Consider the following 16785-nt stretch of genomic DNA (forward strand, 5'->3'; position numbering starts at 1 on the left):
GCATTTTCCGCCCCTGGTGGCGACCCGTCACCCCCGTGTGAGCGACAGCAGTTCCCGGGCCGGGCCCGTCGGGCGGTGGCCGGTCGGCCAGACCGCGCGCAGGTCCCGGTGGAGCGATACGCCCTCCACGGGGATGCTGACCAGCCGCCGCATCGACAGCTCCTCCCCCACCGCCAGCTCGCTGAGGACGGAGGGCCCGGCCCCGCTGACCGCGGAGGCCTTCACCGCCGTCGTGGAGGACAGTTCGATCAGCGGGCGGGCCAGGCCGCCGAGCGCCACGTCCAGGACCTGCCGGGTGCCGGAGCCGCGCTCGCGCAGGATGAGCGGGGTCGCGGCCAGCTCCGCCGCCGTCAGGGGCCGCCGGCGGCGGGCCCACGGATGGCCCGGCGCGGTGACGACGATCAGCCGGTCGTGGGCGATGACCGTGGAGTCCAGGCCCGGCGGGACCGACAGGCCCTCCACGAAGCCCAGGTCGGCGTCGCCCGCCAGCAGCAGTTCGGCGACCTTCGCGGAGTTGCCCGCGAGCAGCGACACGGCCGTGTCGGGCCGTTCGGCGTGCAGCGCCAGGAGCCAGCCGGGCAGCAGGTACTCGGCGATGGTCATGCTCGCCGCGACCCTGAGCCGCGAGTCCCGCCGGTCCCGCAGCGCCCGCGCCCCGGCGTCGAAGGCCGCCGCGGCCTCCACCACCCGCCGGGCCCAGTCGGTGACCAGGGCGCCCGCGTCGGTGAGCCGGGAGCCGCGCGGCGAGCGGTCGACGAGGGCGACCCCCAGCTGCCGCTCCATGGAGCGGATCCGGCTGCTCGCGGCCGGCTGTGTGATGCCCACCTCCCGGGCCGCCGCACCGAGACTGCCCAGCCGTGCCACGGCCAGCAGCAGCTCCAGCGCGGCGAGGTCCGGCACCCGGTGCGCCAGGGACGCCGTCCGCTCGTCCTCCGCCTTGGTCATAAGACCAGCTTATGCCCTCATAGGCGGGAACTCCCTGGTCAGGGGTGATCGGTCACGGGATCGTAGGGGCATGGTCACCGCAGTCGAGCCCCTCCGTCTCCCCCGCGCCACCCGGATCCGGCACCTCGGTCCGAACTGGTACGCCGCCGTCATGGGCACCGCTGTCGTCGGCTCGGCCGGCGTGGCGCTGCCGGGGCCGGTGCACGGGCCGCGCGGTGTCTGCGCGGCCTTCTGGGCGCTGTCACTGCTCCTGCTGCTGAGTCTGCTGGCCGCCCGGGCCTGGCACTGGGGCCGCCACCGGGACCAGGCCCGCGCCCACCTCCTCGACCCGGCCATGGCCCCCTTCTACGGCTGCCTGGCGATGGCGCTGCTCTCGGTGGGCGGCGGCGCCGTGACGGCAGGCCGGGAACTGATCGGCACGCGGGCGGCCGTGGCCCTGGACACCGTGCTGTTCCCCGCGGGTACGGTGATCGGGCTCGCGGCCGCGGTGGCCGTGCCCTACCTGATGGCCGTACGGCACCGCGTCGACGCCGCCCAGGCCACCCCGGTGTGGCTGCTGCCGCTCGTCGCGCCCATGGTGTCGGCCTCCGCCGGCCCCCTGCTCGTGCCGCACCTGCCGCCCGGGCAGCCCCGGGAGACCCTGCTGCTGGCCTGCTTCGCGCTGTTCGGGCTGAGCCTGCTGGCCGTGCTGGTGACGCTGCCGCTGATCTTCGCCCGGCTGCTCACCGGCGGGCCGCTGCCGCTCGCGCTGACCCCGACCCTGTTCCTGGTCCTCGGCCCGCTCGGGCAGTCCACCACCGCGGTCGCCCTCGTCGCGGACGCCGCCCCCGGGGTCGTGCCGGCCCCCTACGACCGCGGCCTCGACGTCTTCGCCGTGCTCTACGGGGTGCCGGTCATGGGGTTCGCGCTGCTCTGGCTGGGGCTGGCCACCGCGCACGTGGTGCGGGCCCGGCGCCGGGGCATGGGCTTCGCGCTGACCTGGTGGTCGTTCACCTTCCCGGTGGGCACCTGTGTCACCGGCGCCGCCGCCCTCGCCCGGCACACCGGACTGGTGATGTACGACGCCACGGCCGGCGGTCTGTACGGTGTCCTCGTGGCCGCCTGGCTCGCGGCGGCCTGGGGCACCGTGCGCGGCCTGGTCAGCGGTGAGCTGCCCGCAGCGCCTCGGTCAGCGCTCGTGGCGCCTCCGCCAGTGACGGCCCGTACCAGGTCAGGTGCCGCCCGCTGACCAGGGCACAGGGCAGCCCGGGGAACGCCTCCGGGCCGTCGTCGGCGGTGAACCGGTACGGCTCGTCGGGGAGCACCACCAGCTCCGCTCCCGCCGCCCGCAGCTCCTCCAGCGGGACGCGGGGATAGCGCTCGGGGTGGCCGGCGTACACGTGGTCCACGCCGAGACGGGCCAGGACGTCACCCGCGAAGGTGTCCCGCCCGAGCACCATCCAGGGCCGGCGCCAGACCGGTACGACCGCCCGCGTGCGCTCCGCCGGGCCGGGCAGACCGGCCCAGGCCGCCTCCGCCGCGTCCAGCCACGCGGGCCGCGCCGGCGCACCGCACGCGGTGAGCACCCGGTCCAGTTCCGTGAAGGCCCGCGGCACGCTCCGCACCTCGGTGACCAGCACGTGAACGCCCGCGTCGCGCAGCACGCCGAGGTCCGGGGCGCGGTTCTCCTCCTCGTTGGCGATCACCAGGTCGGGGGCGAGGGCGATGATGCGGTCGACGTCCGGGTTCTTCGTCCCGCCGATCCGGGTGACGTCCAGGTCCGCCGGACGGTCGCACCAGTCGGTGGCGCCGACGAGGACGCCGGGCAGGGTGACGGCCACCGCCTCGGTGAGGGACGGGACCAGGGAGACGACCCGCACCTCTCAGCGGGCCCTGTCCTGCACGGCCTCGATGTGCTCGGCCACCGCCACCACGATGATCCGGGTGTCCGGGACCGTGGCCCGCCACCGGTGCCGTACCCCACCCGTCAGGTACAGCGTGTCCCCGCGCCCGAGGCGGTACGCGCGTCCCTCGGCCTCGATCTCCACCGCGCCGTCGGCGACGTACATCAGCTCGTCGTTGCGGTGCTGGAACTCGCGGCCGGCGTCGTGGTCGCCGGTGAACTCGGAGGCGTGCAGCTGGTGGTGACCGCGCACCAGGGAGCGGGTCCGCGGGTCGAAGTCGCCCTCGGGGAGGGTCTCGGCGCGCACGACGTCCACGCTGGCGGCCGGGTCGGCGGCGGCGAGGAGCTCGACGGCCGTGGTGCGCAGGGCGTCGGCCAGCTTCTCCAGGGACGTACGGCTGGGGCGGGCCTTGTCGTTCTCGACCTGGCTGAGGAACGGCACCGACAGTCCGCTGCGCTCGGCGACGGCGGCGAGGGTCAGTTCCAGCACACGGCGGCGCCGCCGGACGGCCGCGCCCACCCGCACGGGCTGCTGCTCTTTGTGGTCGCCCATCGCTCCGGCTCCCTCCCTCGCTCGTCGTGCCGACGTCCGGGTGCCCGCTGCGGGGCGCATCCCTTCCGATGACTTCTCTGCACCCTACGCATGTTCGGCAAACCGTTTCACGTGCCTGTCGCATCCCCGACATGCCCGTGAGCCCCCACCCCCTCGGTTCGCGCCAGCGCTCGGGGGCCGGTGACCGGTCCGTGACCCGGTCACCCCGGGGGATGAAGATGCCGACCAGCTGGGCGCGACCCCCCGGCGCGGGCCGACGCTCCGCACCGACGGTGATTGGCCGGATCCTTGCCGTAAGGGAAACGACGGGGGGCGGGCAGCGCCGGACGCGTGAGGGCGTCCGGCGGCGCCCGCCCCCCGGGGAGGCGGCCGCGCCGGTCAGGTCACCCGGCCGCCTGGCTGGTGGCGCCGTCCCGGGCGGTGACGGGCGCCCACGCGTCCACCAGGCCGGGGTGCTGCCGCAGCCAGCCGCGCACGGCGTCCTGCTCGCCGCCCTTGCCGGCCTTCTGGATCCGCGCCTCCAGGTCCGTCAGCTGCTCCTCCGTCATCGAGAAGTCCTTGAGCCACCGGCCGACCTGCGGGTTGTCGGCGGCGAAGCCCTTGCGGGCGAGGGTGTGCACGCCGTCGCCCCGGCCCCAGGCGCCCTTGGGGTCCTTGAGCTTCTTCAGGTCGTAGTCGCTGTACGCCCAGTGCGGCGACCACAGGGTGACGACGACCGGCTCCTTGCGGGCGTAGGCGCGCTTCAGCTCGGCGAGCATGGCCGGTGTGGAGCCGTCCACCACGTCGTAGGCGCCGTCGAGCCCGTACTCCTTCAGCACCTTGCTCTTCAGCAGCCCCATCATGCCCGCGCTGGGCTCGATGCCGGTGATCTTCCCGTGGAACTCGGAGGCGTGGTCCTGGAGGTCCGTCAAAGAGTTCACGTCCTCGACATAGGACGGGACGGCCAGCTCCAGGGAGGTGGGGCCGTACCAGGTGCCGAGGTCGTCCAGCTGCCCGCCGTACTTCGTCCAGTACTCGGCGTGGGTGGTGGGCAGCCAGGAGTCGGTCTGGAAGTCGAGCTGGCCGGTGGCGAGGCCGGTGTAGAGGGGGCCGGCCGCGTACTGGGTCGTGGTGACCTTGAAGCCGCGCTCCTCCAGGAGTTCCTTCCACAGGAAGGTGGAGGCGATGCCCTCGTCCCAGGGGATGTAGCCGATCCGGATCTCCTTGCCCTTGCCGACGTCCGTACCGGAGGCCTCGGGGGTGCCGGTGGAGGAGCCGAAGATCCCGAGTCCGCCGGCGACGAGGGCGAGGACGACGGCCCCGGCGACCGCGACGGCCGGGCGCGGCCGGTACGACCACGCGCGCGTGGGGGTCTTCGCGGCGGCCCTGCGGCCCAGCGGGGAGAGCTGGGTGCCGAGTGCGCCGGTGACGCGGTCGAGGTAGATGGCGAGGACGACGATGCCGACGCCGGCCTCGAAGCCGTACCCGATGTCGAGCCGGCCGATGGCCTCGTTGACGGCGCCGCCGAGACCGCCGGTGCCGACCATGCCGGCGATGACGACCATGGACAGGCCGAGCATGATCACCTGGTTGACGCCGGCCATGACGGTCGGCAGGGCGAGCGGCAGCTGGACCCGCCACAGGATGTCGCGCGGGCTGGTGCCGAACGCCTCGGCGGCCTCGACCAGCTCGGCGTCGACCTGGCGGATGCCCAGCTCGGTCATGCGGACGCCCGGGGCGAGCGCGAAGACCAGGGTGGCCACGACACCGGCGGCGGTGCCCAGGCCGAAGAAGAGCATCGCCGGGATCAGCAGCACCATCGAGGGCATGGTCTGGAGCAGGTCCAGGACCGGCCGCACGGCGGCGCTGACCGCTTTGGAGCGGGCGGCCCAGATGCCCAGCGGGATCGAGATCACCAGGGCGATCACGGTCGCCACGAGGACCAGGGCGAGGGTGGACATGGCCCGGTCCCACAGGTCGAGCGAGTCGACGAGGGCGAATCCGGCGAAGGCGAGGACACCGGCGAGCAGCCCGCGCAGCCACCAGGCGAGCACGGCGAGGATGCCGGCCGTCAGCAGCGGCTGGGGGGCGGCGAGTACGGCGTCGATGCCGTCGTACATGCCCTCCATGACCGCCTTGACGGCGTCGAAGAGCCAGGAGAGGTGGCCGACCAGCCAGGAGACGCCGGAGTCGACCCAGTCGCCGAGGTGGATCCTAGGCACGGCTGATCACCGTGCCCTCCGGGTTGTCGCAGGGAGCGGGGCCGGCCGTCTCCTCGCCGAGGAAGCCGACCAGCCGCTGCCGGGGGACGACTCCGACGACGCGGTTCGCCTCGTCCACGACCGAGACGCGGTGGGACAACCGGGCGCTGATCGCGCACAGCTGGGTGAAGGGAGTCTCGCGGGTCGCGGTCTCGCAGCCGCACAGCGGGGCGTCGGCCGTGACCGAGGTGTCCATGAGGGCGCCCGCCGTCAGCACCCGGGAGCGGTCGACGTCCTGGACGAAGGAGGCCACGTAGTCGTTCTCGGGGCGCAGCAGGATGTCCTGCGCGGTGCCGGTCCGGACGATCCGGCCGTCGCGCATGACGGCGATGCGGTCGCCGAGCCGCATGGCCTCGTTGAGGTCGTGGGTGATGAAGACGATGGTCTTCCTCAGGGTCTTCTGCAGTTCCAGCAGCTGGTCCTGCATGTCGCGGCGGATCAGCGGGTCCAGGGCGCTGAAGGACTCGTCCATCAGCAGGACGTCGGCGTCGGTGGCGAGCGCGCGGGCGAGGCCGACACGCTGCTGCATGCCGCCGGACAGCTCGTCGGGCCAGGACGTCTCCCAGCCGGCCAGGCCGCACAGGGCGAGCGCCTCGTCGGCGCGGCGCTCGCGCTCGGCGCGGGGCACGCCCTGCACTTCCAGGCCGTAGGCGGCGTTGTCGCGGACGCTGCGGTGCGGGAACAGCGCGAAGTGCTGGAAGACCATGCTGATCTTGTGGGCGCGCAGCTCGCGCAGCTCCCGGCCGGACAGCACGGTCAGGTCCTGCCCGTCGAAGCGGACGCTGCCCGCGGTCGGCTCCAGCAGCCCGTTGAGCATGCGCAGCAGGGTGGACTTCCCGGAGCCGGACAGCCCCATCACCACGAAGATCTCGCCGGCCGCCACGCGGAAGGACGCGTCGATCACGGCGGCGGTCGTGCCGTCGGCGCGCAGCTCCGCCCGGTCGGCGCCCCCGCACAGGCGTTCCACTGCTTGCTCCGGTCGTCTGCCGAACACCTTGAACAGGTGATCCGCCTCAAGCCTGGCTGATGACACGCGAACCTCTCGTCTGACGGGGACAGGACAGAGGCGGCGCCTCCCCAGGTCAAGCCCGGGCAAACCCGCGAGTGGCCCGGTTCACGGCGGTGCGCGTCACGCAACGCGTTCCGGGAGCCGGGGCCGCTGTCGGTGGCGTGCGGCATGATGCGTGCGTGACCGGACGACTCATGCTTCTCGACACCGCCTCGCTGTACTTCCGCGCCTATTTCGGCGTCCCGGACTCCGTGAAGGCGCCGGACGGCACGCCCGTCAACGCGGTCCGGGGGCTGCTGGACTTCATCGACCGGCTGGTCAAGGACCACCGGCCGGAGCACCTGGTGGCCTGCATGGACGCGGACTGGCGCCCGCAGTGGCGGGTGGACCTCATCCCCACCTACAAGGCGCACCGGGTCGCCGAGGAGCACGAGGGCGCGCCGGACGCGGAGGAGGTGCCGGACACCCTGGCCCCGCAGGTGCCGGTGATCGAGGAGGTGCTGGACGCGGTCGGCATCGCGCGCGTCGGCGTCGCGGGGTACGAGGCGGACGACGTGATCGGCACGTTCACCGCGCGCGCGGAGGGCCCGGTGGACATCGTCACCGGCGACCGCGACCTGTACCAGCTGGTGGACGACGCGCGCGGGGTGCGGGTGCTGTATCCGCTGAAGGGCGTGGGCACGCTGCAGCTGACCGACGAGGCGGTGCTGCGCGAGAAGTATGGCGTCGACGGGCGCGGGTACGCGGATCTGGCGCTGCTGCGCGGCGACCCGAGCGACGGCCTGCCGGGCGTGGCCGGGATCGGCGAGAAGACGGCCGCCAAGCTGCTCGCCGAGTTCGGCGACCTGGCCGGGATCATGGCGGCGGTCGACGACCCGGGGGCGAAGCTCACGCCGTCGCAGCGCAGGCGGCTCACCGAGGCCCGGCCGTACGTCGCGGTCGCGCCGAAGGTGGTGCGGGTGGCCGAGGACGTGCCGCTGCCGGACGTCGGTACGGCCCTGCCGCACGCCCCGCACGACCCGGCGGCGCTGGAGGAGCTGACGCGCAGGTGGGGCCTGGGCGGCTCCCTGCAGCGGCTGCTGACGACGCTGGCGCGGTGAGCCCGACCGGAATATTCAGGTAAAGCGATCACGGAGGGGGCCCGGGAAGAGGTGGCACACCGAAGCGGGATGCTAACTTAGGTAATCCTAACCAACCTCGCAGGAGGCCGTGATGGCAGAACGTCCGGGACGAAAGCCGCGCAAGCCCCAGACCGCCCAGGTGGTGCGCACCGAGCGTCTGACCCCGCACATGCAGCGCGTGGTGCTCGGCGGCGAGGGCCTGGCCGGATTCGCCGCGGACACCTGCACCGACCACTACGTGAAGCTGCTCTTCGGCGCCGACGGGGTCACCTACCCGGAACCCTTCGACCTGGAGCGGATCCGCGCCGAGTTCCCCCGTGAGCAGTGGCCGGTGACCCGGACGTACACCGTGCGCGCCTGGGACCCGGTCCGGCGCGAGCTGACCCTGGACTTCGTCGTCCACGGCGACGAGGGCCTGGCCGGCCCCTGGGCCCTGCGCGCACAGCCCGGCGAAACGGTCCGCTTCATGGGCCCCGGCGGCGCGTACACGCCCGACCCCGCCGCCGACTGGCATCTGCTCGCCGGCGACGAGAGCGCGCTGCCCGCGATCGCCCGCGCCCTGGAGACCCTGCCCGCCGGCGCCCGCGCCCACGCCTTCGTCGAGGTGTCCGGCCCCGAGGAGGAGCAGAAGATCGACACCGGCGTGGAGGTCGTGTGGCTGCACCGCGGGGACCGTCCGGTCGGCGCGGCCCTCCTGGAGGCCGTGCGCGGCCTGGACTTCCCCGAGGGCCGGGTGCACGCGTTCGTCCACGGCGAGGCGGGCTTCGTGAAGGAACTGCGCCGCCTGCTCCGGGTCGAACGGCAGATCCCGCGCGAGGACCTGTCCATCTCCGGCTACTGGCGCCTCGGCCACAACGAGGACGGCTGGCAGGCCTCGAAGCGGGACTGGAACGCCCGCATCGAGGCCGAGCAGGAGGGCGTGGCGGCAGCGGCGGCCTGAGCGCCGCCGGCCCTCAGGGGGCCGTCTGGTTGATCCTGCCGAACGGGATGTGCACGCTGGGCGTGGTCCGGGCCGTGCTCTCCAGGTGGGTCAGCTGGTCGTCGAAGAAGATGTGCGGGTCCAGCACGCTCATCACCGCCCCCTTGTCGACGCCGCCGAGGAAGAAGGCGTCGTTGACCCGCAGGCCCCACTGCTTGAGGCTGTTCACGGCGCGCTCGTGGGCGGGGGCGTTGCGCGCGGTCACGATGGAGACGCGGACCCGGACCGCGTAGTCCGGATCGCTCGCCCGCCGCTCCTCCTCGCGGCGCTGTATGCGGTTCACCCCGGCGAGGAAGTCCCGCAGCGGCCCGGGATCGTGCGGGGTCGTCGCGTTGCGGGCCTCGTGCGCGCGGAACTCCTCCAGCCCGCCGGCCTGGTACACCTGCTCGGCGGCGTCGCCGGCGAGCACCCCGTCGAAGTCGAACGCGACCCGCAGCTCCCGGTCGTCGGGGTCGTCCGCGTACGCCCCGCCGCGGACGTGTCCCGCGGGCAGCCCGGCGGCCACGGCCTCGCGCACGTCGTCGCCGTTCGCCGACAGGAACAGGGACATGTTCAGCGCGGGCATGAACGGGTACGGGGAGCGGCCCTCCATGAAGACGGCGCGCGTGATGGGCAGTCGGCGGTCCTGGATCGACCCCATCACCCGCAGACCGGTGTCCGGGTCGTTGCGGGAGAGGATGATGACCTCGACGAGCGGATCCCCCGGCTCGGCGAGGTCGTTCAGCGACAGCAGCCTGCGGATGAACCCGAAGGCGACACCCGGCTGGAGCGTGTTGTCCCGGTTCTCCTCCTGGTAGGCCCGGTAGGCGTCCTCACCCTGCTCGCGGAAGACGGCGTCCGACTCCCGCAGGTCGAACAGGGCGCTGGAGGCGACACCGACGACGAGTCGGTTCGCGAGGTCATAGGCCGGCATGCCGTCCATCGTCACACCGGCCGGCCCCTACGGTGTCACACCGACCGCTGGTACGAGCGGAAGGTGCGGACGGACAGCCACACCGCCGCGATCGCGAGGACGAGCAGCGCGCCGCCGTGACCGAGCACGTCACCCCGGTCGGGATGCCCGGACAGCGCCGAACGGCCCGCCACCATCGCCCAGTCCAGCGGGTTGAAGTCGGCGATGTGCCGCATCCAGCCGGGCATCTGCGACGGGGCCATGAAGGCGCTGGAGAGGAAGGTCAGCGGCAGCAGCAGGAAGGTGTTGATCCCGATGATCGACTCCCGTTCCCGCACCAGCATGCCGAGTGCGTTGGACAGCGCCCCGAAGACCGTGCCGAGCAGGACCGCGGAGAGCACGAGGACCGCGATCCCGCCGGCACCGCCGGGGTACTCCGCACCGCCGAGCAGCCCGAGCAGCACGATGACCACCGACTGGAGGGCGGTGACCAGGCCGTTGTTGACGACGTTGCCGTTCATCAGCGCGGCCCGGCTGACCGGGGTGGACAGGAAGCGGTCGAGGGTGCCGCGCTGGATCTCCTCCAGGGTGCCCATGCCGGCCCACATGTTGGAGCCGAGGGCGCTCATCACCACCACGCCCGGCACCAGGTAGTCCAGGTAGGAGGTGGTGCCGAAGCCGCCCAGCTCGACGACCTTCCTGAAGAGGCCGCCGAACAGGAACAGCCAGATCACCGGCTGGACCAGGGTGACGGCCGCGTAGGCGGGCTGCCGGGCGAACACCTTCAGCTGGCGTTGCGTCATGTACCAGGTCTGGGTGAGGGCCGGGCTCATCGCACACCCCCGGCGAGCACGCTCGCGGTCCCGTCCCCGGCCTCCGCGTACCGGCGGCCCGCGTGACGGAGGTAGACGTCGTCCAGCGAGGGCCGGGCGACGGTGGCCGAGGCCACGGTGACCCCGGCCCGGTCCAGCGCCGTGAGCAGCGCGGGCACCGTGGCGGCTCCGTCGTCGGCGCGGACGCTGATCCGGCGCCCCTCGCACCACGCCTCGTGCACCCCGGGCAGCGCGGTCAGGGCACCGGTGAGCAGCGTGCGGCCGGCCTCGTCGACCGGCTCACCGAGCTCCAGGTGGACGGCGTCGCCGCGCAGTTCCCCCTTGAGGGCGTCCGGGGTGCCTTCCACCACGGTCCGGCCGCGGTCGACGATCGCGATGCGCTCGGCGAGCCGGTCGGCCTCCTCCAGATGGTGCGTGGTGAGCAGGATCGTCAGTCCCTCCTCGCCGGCCAGCCTGCCGATCTCCTCCCACATCACGGTGCGCGCCTCCGGGTCGAGGCCGGTGGTCGGCTCGTCGAGGAAGAGCACTTCGGGCCGGTGCACCAGCCCGAGCGCCACGTCCAGGCGGCGCCGCATGCCGCCCGAGTAGCCCTTGACCTGCCGGCGGGCGGCCTCGGTGAGCGTGAACCGCTCCAGCAGTTCGTCCACCCGCCGGTTCAGCGCGGCGCCCCCCAGGCCGTAGAGGCGGCCCTGGAGTTGCAGGTTCTCCCGGCCGGTCGCGACCGGATCGGCGCCGGAGTGCTGGGCGACCACGCCGATCGCGCGGCGCACCCGGTCGGGGTGGCGCAGCACGTCGTGCCCGGCGACGGTGGCGGTGCCGGAGTCGGGGAGGGCCAGGGTGGTGAGGATCTTGACGGTGGTGGACTTGCCGGCGCCGTTGGGGCCGAGGAGTCCGAAGACGGTGCCGGGTGTCACGGTGACGTCCAGCCCGTCGAGGGCGGTGACGCCGCCGCGATAGGTCTTGACGAGCCGGCGCGCCTGTACGGCGGGTGCACGGGTGTTCATGCTGGCTGCTCTCCTGAAGGAGCCGACGACGGATCGTCCGTCGGCCCGGGTGGGCGGACGGCGGAGGATCCGCGTGCGGACGGTGGAAGATCCGCGTGAAGAGCGCCGGGCTATCCTGGGTGTGCCGCACCTCGATCGCCCGGAGCCGCCGCACGGCGGATCCGTTTCGGGGTTCGAGACCCCGGTGGGGCTGCTGCAACAGCCGCGCCGGGGTCGTTCTCGTCACAGGGGTTCGGTGAATTCCTCCGGCAGTTCTCCGGTGTCGTGGTAGCGCCGCCAGAGGTCGACCCCGGGCAGCGTGCCCTCCCTGATCTCCTCGAGGAAGCCGCTGACCCATGCGGCCTGCGCCTGGAGCATGTGCAGCTGGTACTCCGTCTCCACGAGGAAGAGCCGCGGCAGGGTCTCGGAGAGCTTCTCCAGCGCGCCGCGCCCGCTGGCCAGCTGCACCCTGAGGGTGCTCAGCCGCTCCTCCAGCAGCCGGACGGCGTCGTCCGGGTGCAGGACCCCCATGACGGACAGGGCGGTCTCGAAGATCGGGTACTCCTTGACCGGGACGGCCATCAGGTCCGACAGCCACTCGGTCAGCTCCTCGCGTCCGGCGCCGGTGAGTCCGTACACCGTGCGCTCGGGGCGGTTGCCCTGCTGCTCCACGCCGGTCACCTCGACGAAACCGTGCTTCTCGAGGTTCTGCACGACCGTGTAGAGCGAACCGTAGTTGATCTTCGTACTGGTGTCCTTGCCCTGGCGGCGCAGGGTCTGGGCGATCTCGTACGGGTGCATCGGCTTCTGCCAGAGGGTCGCCATCACCGCGAGCGCCAGGGGAGCGCCGAGCTTGCGGCGCTTCACGGCCACGACGGTCACCTCGCTTCCGAATATCCGTAGCCGAACATATCGCGTTACGGCTCACCGGCACAAGACCCGCTCACGATGTATCGCGTTTCCGGCGGGGTGTGACGCGGGAACGCGGCCACGCCGGCGCGTGCCGGCGCGGTGGCCGCGTCGTGGGCTCAGTCGCCCCGCACCCTCGCGTGCAGGTGCATGTCGTGCCAGCCGTCCTGGTGGTTGAGGGCGCTGCGCTTGGTGCCCTCCAGGGCGAAACCGGCCTTGCCGGCGACCCGGCAGGAGGCCTCGTTGGCGGTGGCGTGCGTGAGCTCCAGGCGGTGGAAGCCGACCTCCTCGAAGGCCCAGTGGGCCAGGGCCGCCGTGGCGCGCGCGGCGACACCGCGGCCGCGGGCCCGCGCCACCGTCCAGTACGCCACCTCCGCGACACCGTCCCCGAGCAGGATCTGGCGCAGCGCGACCCGGCCCAGCAGCTCGTCCGAGGCACTGTCCACGACGGCCCACTGCGCGTCGCGCTCCTCGGCCCAGCCCCGCTCCCACTGCGCGATCCAGCCGGCGGCCTCCTCGGCGGAGTCACAGGACCTTATGTGCCACTGCCGCAGCACCGGGTCCTGGAAGGCGGCGTGCACGGCGGGCGCGTCCCCGGGCCGCCACGGGCGCAGGACCAGGTCGTCGTCGGCGGGAACGGTGGGCTGGGGGGTACGGGCGAGGGTGCCGGGCGTCATGACCGGTCTGGTGAGGTACGGCATGGTCGCCATCCTGCCGAGTACGGTGACCGGCGGCCCACCCGTTTTCGTCCGCCCCACGGGTGACCGTGCCCCCGTACCCTTGACCCCGATGAGACGCCGTACGCCGCCCCCGCCCGCCCCGCTCCCCCAGCGCCAGGGGGTCGACCCCGTACGGGTACGACTGCCGGTCGACGGGGCCTGGGCCACCGTGCGGGAGCACCTCGTGGAACGGCTCACGGGGGCCGGGCCCGGGACGGTGGACTCCATGTTCGCCGCGGGGCTGGTGGTGGGGGCCGACGGGCGGGCCGTGGCACCGGACGCGCCGTACCGGCCGGGGATGTTCGTGTGGTTCCACCGGGAGCTGCCCGCCGAGGTGCCGGTGCCGTTCCCGGTGGAGGTGGTGTACCGGGACGAGCACATCGTGGTGGCCGACAAGCCGCACTTCCTGGCCACGACCCCGCGCGGCATGCATGTCGCCGAGACCGCGCTGGCCCGGCTCCGGCGCGAGCTGGACATCCCGACGCTCACGGCGGCCCACCGGCTGGACCGGCTCACCGCCGGACTGGTGCTGTTCACGGTACGGCCCGAGGAACGCGGCGCCTACCAGCGGCTGTTCCGGGACCGGCGGGTGCGCAAGGAGTACGAGGCCGTGGCGCCGTACGATCCCGCGCTCGCCCTTCCCCGGACCGTGCGCAGCAGGATCGTGAAGGAGCGCGGGGTGCAGGCCGCCCGGGAGGTCGAGGGCGAACCGAACGCCGAGACCCGGGTGGAACCGGCCGGGCACCGGGCCGGCCTGGCCCGCTACCGCCTCCTCCCGGCGACCGGCCAGACCCACCAGCTCCGAGTCCACCTGAACACCCTGGGCGTCCCCATCCTCGGCGACCCGCTGTACCCGGAGGTCACTCCCCCGGTACCGCCCGGCGACTTCCGGCGCCCCCTGCAACTCCTCGCCCGAAGGCTGGAGTTCACCGACCCGGTCACCGGTACGGCCCACACGTTCACCAGCCGCCGCAGCCTGCGGGCGTGGACGTCGTACGAGGCCTGGGCCACGGACGCCGGACGACCGGACCCACGGACGGCTTGCCCGGGCTCCACGGACGGTTAGCCGGGGTCCGGAGGTGGCTTGCCAGGGTTCCACGGACGGCTGGCAGGGTCCGGCAGTGGCTTGCCCGGACTCCACCGACGGCTGGCAGGGTCCGGGAGTGGCTTGCCCGGACTCCACCGACGGCTAGCAGGGTCCGGGAGTGCCTTGCCCGGACTCCACCGACGGCTAGCAGGGTCCGGGAGTGCCTTGCCCGGACTCCACCGACGGCTGGCAGGGTCCGGGAGTGGCTTGCCCGGACTCCACCGACGGCTGGCAGGGCGAGGGCCGCTTGCCCGGGCTCGCGGGTGGCTAGCCGGAGTCGGGGGGCGCTAGCCGGACGGCGGGCAACCGAGCCGGCGGCCGGGCCAGGTCTGCGGGCCACTGGCCCGGCCCGCAGATGGCTTGCCCCGGCCGCACGGACGGCTGGCCAGGGTGGGGGCCGCTTGCCCGGGCTCGCGGGTGGCTAGCCGGAGTCGGGGGACGGCTAGCCACCCACGAGCGATCGAGCCAGGTCCGCGGGCCACTGGCCCAGCCCACAGATGGCTTGCCCCGGCTCGGGAGCCGCTGGCGGCCCCGCGGGAGCGCGCCCGGCCCACGAGCGGCCGATCCTAACCCGCAGGCCGCTTGTCCGGACCCGCGACCGGCTAGCGGGACCCGCGAGCGACTGCTCCAGGCCCGCCGGCGGTCGGCTCGGTCTCCCGGATGGCGACGGACCGCTGGCGGCCCGTCACCTGACCGAAGGAGTCCGGCTGTTCGCGTACGCGATCCCGGGCTGCTGCTCGACGAGTTCGGCGTGCACGCGGGCTACCGCCTCGTCATCGTCATGCCGTGCTCACCGCGATCACCGTCCCCTACACCTGTCTGGGCGGTATCCAGGCGGTCATCTGGACCGACGCGGCCCGGGTCCGCGAGCGACCACCCCGGACCAGCAGGCGGCTACTCCGGTCCCGCGAGCGTCCGGCGGGACCCGCGAGCCGCCAAGCCGGACCCGCGAGCGATTGCCTCGCGCCCGCCTGCGACCGCCTCGATCCCGCGAGCGGCCGGCCCGCGCTCCCAACTCGTCGGCCCGGACCCGGACGGACGGCCCGGAGCAACCGGACGGCCGGCCCGGGCTCAGGCAGCCGGCCCGGGCTCAGGCAGCCGGCGGACTGCTCAGGCGGCCCGGTCTGCCCTCACTCCCCGCGCCACCACGCCAGCAGGCGGCGCCACGGGCCGCGGGGGCGGAGGGGCTCCGGTGTCGCGGGGGGCGGGGTCGGAGCCGGGGTGGGACGGGGGGCGGGCCGGGGGTCGGCGGGGGGTGTGGGGTCGGTGCTGAGGGTGCCGACCTGCCAGTGGGAGCGCTGCTGTGGCAGGGGCATCGCCTGCGGTGGCAGGTCGACGTCCTGCTGCGGCTTGGGTTCGAAGCGGACCGGCAGGGCCACCAGGTGCCGGGAGGCGATGGACGACCGCCACTGCAGCTCCTCCTCGGCGCAGTCGAGCTGGATGTCGGACAGCCGCGTGAGCAGCGCGTCGACGCCGACGTCCGCGATGGCGCGGCCGATGTCCTGGCCGGGGCACTCGTGCGGGCCGCCGCCGAAGGCGAGGTGCGCGCGGTTGCCCTGCATGCTCGCGGACAGGTCGGGCCGTACCCGCGGGTCGACGTTGCCCGGCGCGGGCGCGAAGAGCAGCCCGTCGCCCTTGCGGATCCGCTGTCCGCCCAGCTCGGTGTCCTGCTTGGCGTAGTACCCGAAGACGGTGCTGAAGGGGGGCTCGTCCCACAGGGACTGCTCGATCGCCTCCGGCACCGTCATCTGCCCGCCGTTGAGCTGGGCGCGGAAGCCCGGCTCGGTGAGGACCATGCGCAGGGCGTTGGCGAGGAGGTTGGCGGTGGCCTCGTAGGCCGCGAAGAGGACGACCCGCAGGTGTTCGCGGACCTCGTCGTCGGTGAGCCGTGCCGGGTGGGTGATCAGGTGGCTGGTGAAGTCGTCCTCGGGCCGGGCGCGCCGCCGGGTGGTGAGCCGGCTCAGCGCGTCCATGACGTAGGTGTGGCTCTGGATGGCGGTCTCGGTGCCCTTGAGGGCGTCCCGGGCGGCGTGCACCATCCGGTCGTTGTACTCCTCGGACATGCCGAGGATCTCGCACATCACGGCCATCGGCAGGTGCTCGGCGAACTGGGAGACCAGGTCGGCCCGGCCGCGCTCGCAGAAGCTGTTGACCAGGATCTGGGTGTAGCGCCCGATGTGGCGGCGCACACTGCGGTGGTCGATGGTCCCCATGGCCGCGGTGACGGCGCCACGCAGCCGCTTGTGCTCCTCGCCCTCGGCGTGGGAGCAGATGGGCTGCCAGGCGATGTGCGGCATGAGCGGGTGGTCGGGCTTGACCCTGCCGTCGAGCAGCGGGGTCCAGATCCGGCTGTCGCGGGTGAACTGGGAGGCCTGGCGCACCATCTGGAGGTTCTCGGCGTGGCCGAGGACCACCCACATCGGTACGTCGTCGTGGAGCAGCACGGGTGCGACGGGGCCGTGCTCCTCGCGCAGGCGCTCGTACAGGTCGCCGAGGTCCTCCGCGTCGGGGCCGTAGAGCCGGCGCGGTCCGGCGGCGCCGGCTCCGTGCGCGGGGCAGCCCGGCGGCGGGCCGGAGAGGGTGTCGTGTGTGCCGGACGGTGAGGGGGATTCAGGCGTCACAGTGGTCGCTCC

Annotated in this window: 15 protein-coding genes; 4 read left to right on the forward strand and 11 right to left on the reverse strand. The window is 73.5% G+C overall.

From position 1 onward, the window contains the following. Positions 1–27: 27 nt before the first annotated feature. Positions 28–945 carry a LysR family transcriptional regulator gene (locus ACZ4VF_RS26180; protein WP_467928932.1) on the reverse strand — a complete coding sequence of 306 codons (918 nt, stop codon included), beginning with the start codon at positions 943–945 and terminating at the stop codon, positions 28–30. A 70-nt stretch (positions 946–1015) separates the two neighbouring features. Between ACZ4VF_RS26180 and ACZ4VF_RS26185 the strand changes: the two genes are divergently transcribed. Further along, positions 1016–2173 (forward strand): TDT family transporter, encoded by a 1158-nt coding sequence (locus ACZ4VF_RS26185; RefSeq protein WP_467928933.1) that lies wholly within the window; start codon positions 1016–1018, stop codon positions 2171–2173. Here the strand turns inward: ACZ4VF_RS26185 and ACZ4VF_RS26190 are convergent. The 4 genes from ACZ4VF_RS26190 to ACZ4VF_RS26205 form a co-directional block, all read right to left on the reverse strand. Continuing rightward, positions 2085–2804, reverse strand: a complete 720-nt coding sequence (locus ACZ4VF_RS26190; RefSeq protein ID WP_467928935.1) for a helical backbone metal receptor — start codon at positions 2802–2804, stop codon at positions 2085–2087. The two genes, ACZ4VF_RS26185 and ACZ4VF_RS26190, sit on opposite strands and share 89 nt — an antisense overlap. 3 nt (positions 2805–2807) lie before the next feature. Further along, the gene (locus ACZ4VF_RS26195; RefSeq protein WP_467928936.1) at positions 2808–3380 is read right to left on the reverse strand and encodes a helix-turn-helix domain-containing protein; all 573 of its coding nucleotides are present in this window, start codon (positions 3378–3380) and stop codon (positions 2808–2810) included. A gap of 383 nt (positions 3381–3763) precedes the next feature. Then, the gene (locus ACZ4VF_RS26200; protein WP_467928938.1) at positions 3764–5581 is read right to left on the reverse strand and encodes an ABC transporter permease/substrate binding protein; all 1818 of its coding nucleotides are present in this window, start codon (positions 5579–5581) and stop codon (positions 3764–3766) included. Further along, positions 5574–6653 carry a quaternary amine ABC transporter ATP-binding protein gene (locus ACZ4VF_RS26205; protein WP_467928939.1) on the reverse strand — a complete coding sequence of 360 codons (1080 nt, stop codon included), beginning with the start codon at positions 6651–6653 and terminating at the stop codon, positions 5574–5576. The genes ACZ4VF_RS26200 and ACZ4VF_RS26205 overlap by 8 nt, the downstream gene beginning before the upstream one ends. 155 nt (positions 6654–6808) lie before the next feature. Here ACZ4VF_RS26205 and ACZ4VF_RS26210 point away from each other — a divergent pair, with 155 nt between their 5' ends. Together ACZ4VF_RS26210 and ACZ4VF_RS26215 are read left to right on the forward strand one after the other, a co-directional pair. Further along, positions 6809–7729, forward strand: a complete 921-nt coding sequence (locus tag ACZ4VF_RS26210; RefSeq protein ID WP_467928940.1) for a 5'-3' exonuclease — start codon at positions 6809–6811, stop codon at positions 7727–7729. Between the two features lie 112 nt (positions 7730–7841). After that, a complete protein-coding gene (locus ACZ4VF_RS26215; RefSeq protein ID WP_467928942.1) occupies positions 7842–8690 on the forward strand; it encodes a siderophore-interacting protein in 849 nt (282 codons plus the stop codon). Between the two features lie 13 nt (positions 8691–8703). Here the strand turns inward: ACZ4VF_RS26215 and ACZ4VF_RS26220 are convergent, their stop codons facing one another. The 5 genes from ACZ4VF_RS26220 to ACZ4VF_RS26240 form a co-directional block, all read right to left on the reverse strand. Next, the gene (locus tag ACZ4VF_RS26220; protein ID WP_467928943.1) at positions 8704–9642 is read right to left on the reverse strand and encodes a 5'-nucleotidase; all 939 of its coding nucleotides are present in this window, start codon (positions 9640–9642) and stop codon (positions 8704–8706) included. 35 nt (positions 9643–9677) lie between these two features. Next, the gene (locus ACZ4VF_RS26225; RefSeq protein WP_467928944.1) at positions 9678–10454 is read right to left on the reverse strand and encodes an ABC transporter permease; all 777 of its coding nucleotides are present in this window, start codon (positions 10452–10454) and stop codon (positions 9678–9680) included. Further along, a complete protein-coding gene (locus ACZ4VF_RS26230; RefSeq protein WP_467928945.1) occupies positions 10451–11458 on the reverse strand; it encodes an ATP-binding cassette domain-containing protein in 1008 nt (335 codons plus the stop codon). The genes ACZ4VF_RS26225 and ACZ4VF_RS26230 overlap by 4 nt, the downstream gene beginning before the upstream one ends. A 222-nt stretch (positions 11459–11680) precedes the next feature. Next, complete coding sequence (locus ACZ4VF_RS26235; protein ID WP_467928947.1) at positions 11681–12310, reverse strand: PadR family transcriptional regulator; 630 nt, start codon at positions 12308–12310, stop codon at positions 11681–11683. A 155-nt stretch (positions 12311–12465) separates the two neighbouring features. Beyond that, entirely contained in the window at positions 12466–13047 is a 582-nt protein-coding gene (locus tag ACZ4VF_RS26240) for a GNAT family N-acetyltransferase (RefSeq protein ID WP_467928948.1), read from the reverse strand. Between the two features lie 88 nt (positions 13048–13135). On the opposite strand from ACZ4VF_RS26240, the gene ACZ4VF_RS26245 reads away from it, so the two are divergent. Then, complete coding sequence (locus ACZ4VF_RS26245; RefSeq protein ID WP_467928949.1) at positions 13136–14131, forward strand: RluA family pseudouridine synthase; 996 nt, start codon at positions 13136–13138, stop codon at positions 14129–14131. A gap of 1151 nt (positions 14132–15282) precedes the next feature. Here the strand turns inward: ACZ4VF_RS26245 and ACZ4VF_RS26250 are convergent. After that, positions 15283–16773 (reverse strand): cytochrome P450, encoded by a 1491-nt coding sequence (locus ACZ4VF_RS26250; protein WP_467928951.1) that lies wholly within the window; start codon positions 16771–16773, stop codon positions 15283–15285. Between the last annotated feature and the right edge of the window lie 12 nt (positions 16774–16785).

The sequence above is a fragment of the Streptomyces sp. NPDC029151 genome (assembly GCF_055564315.1).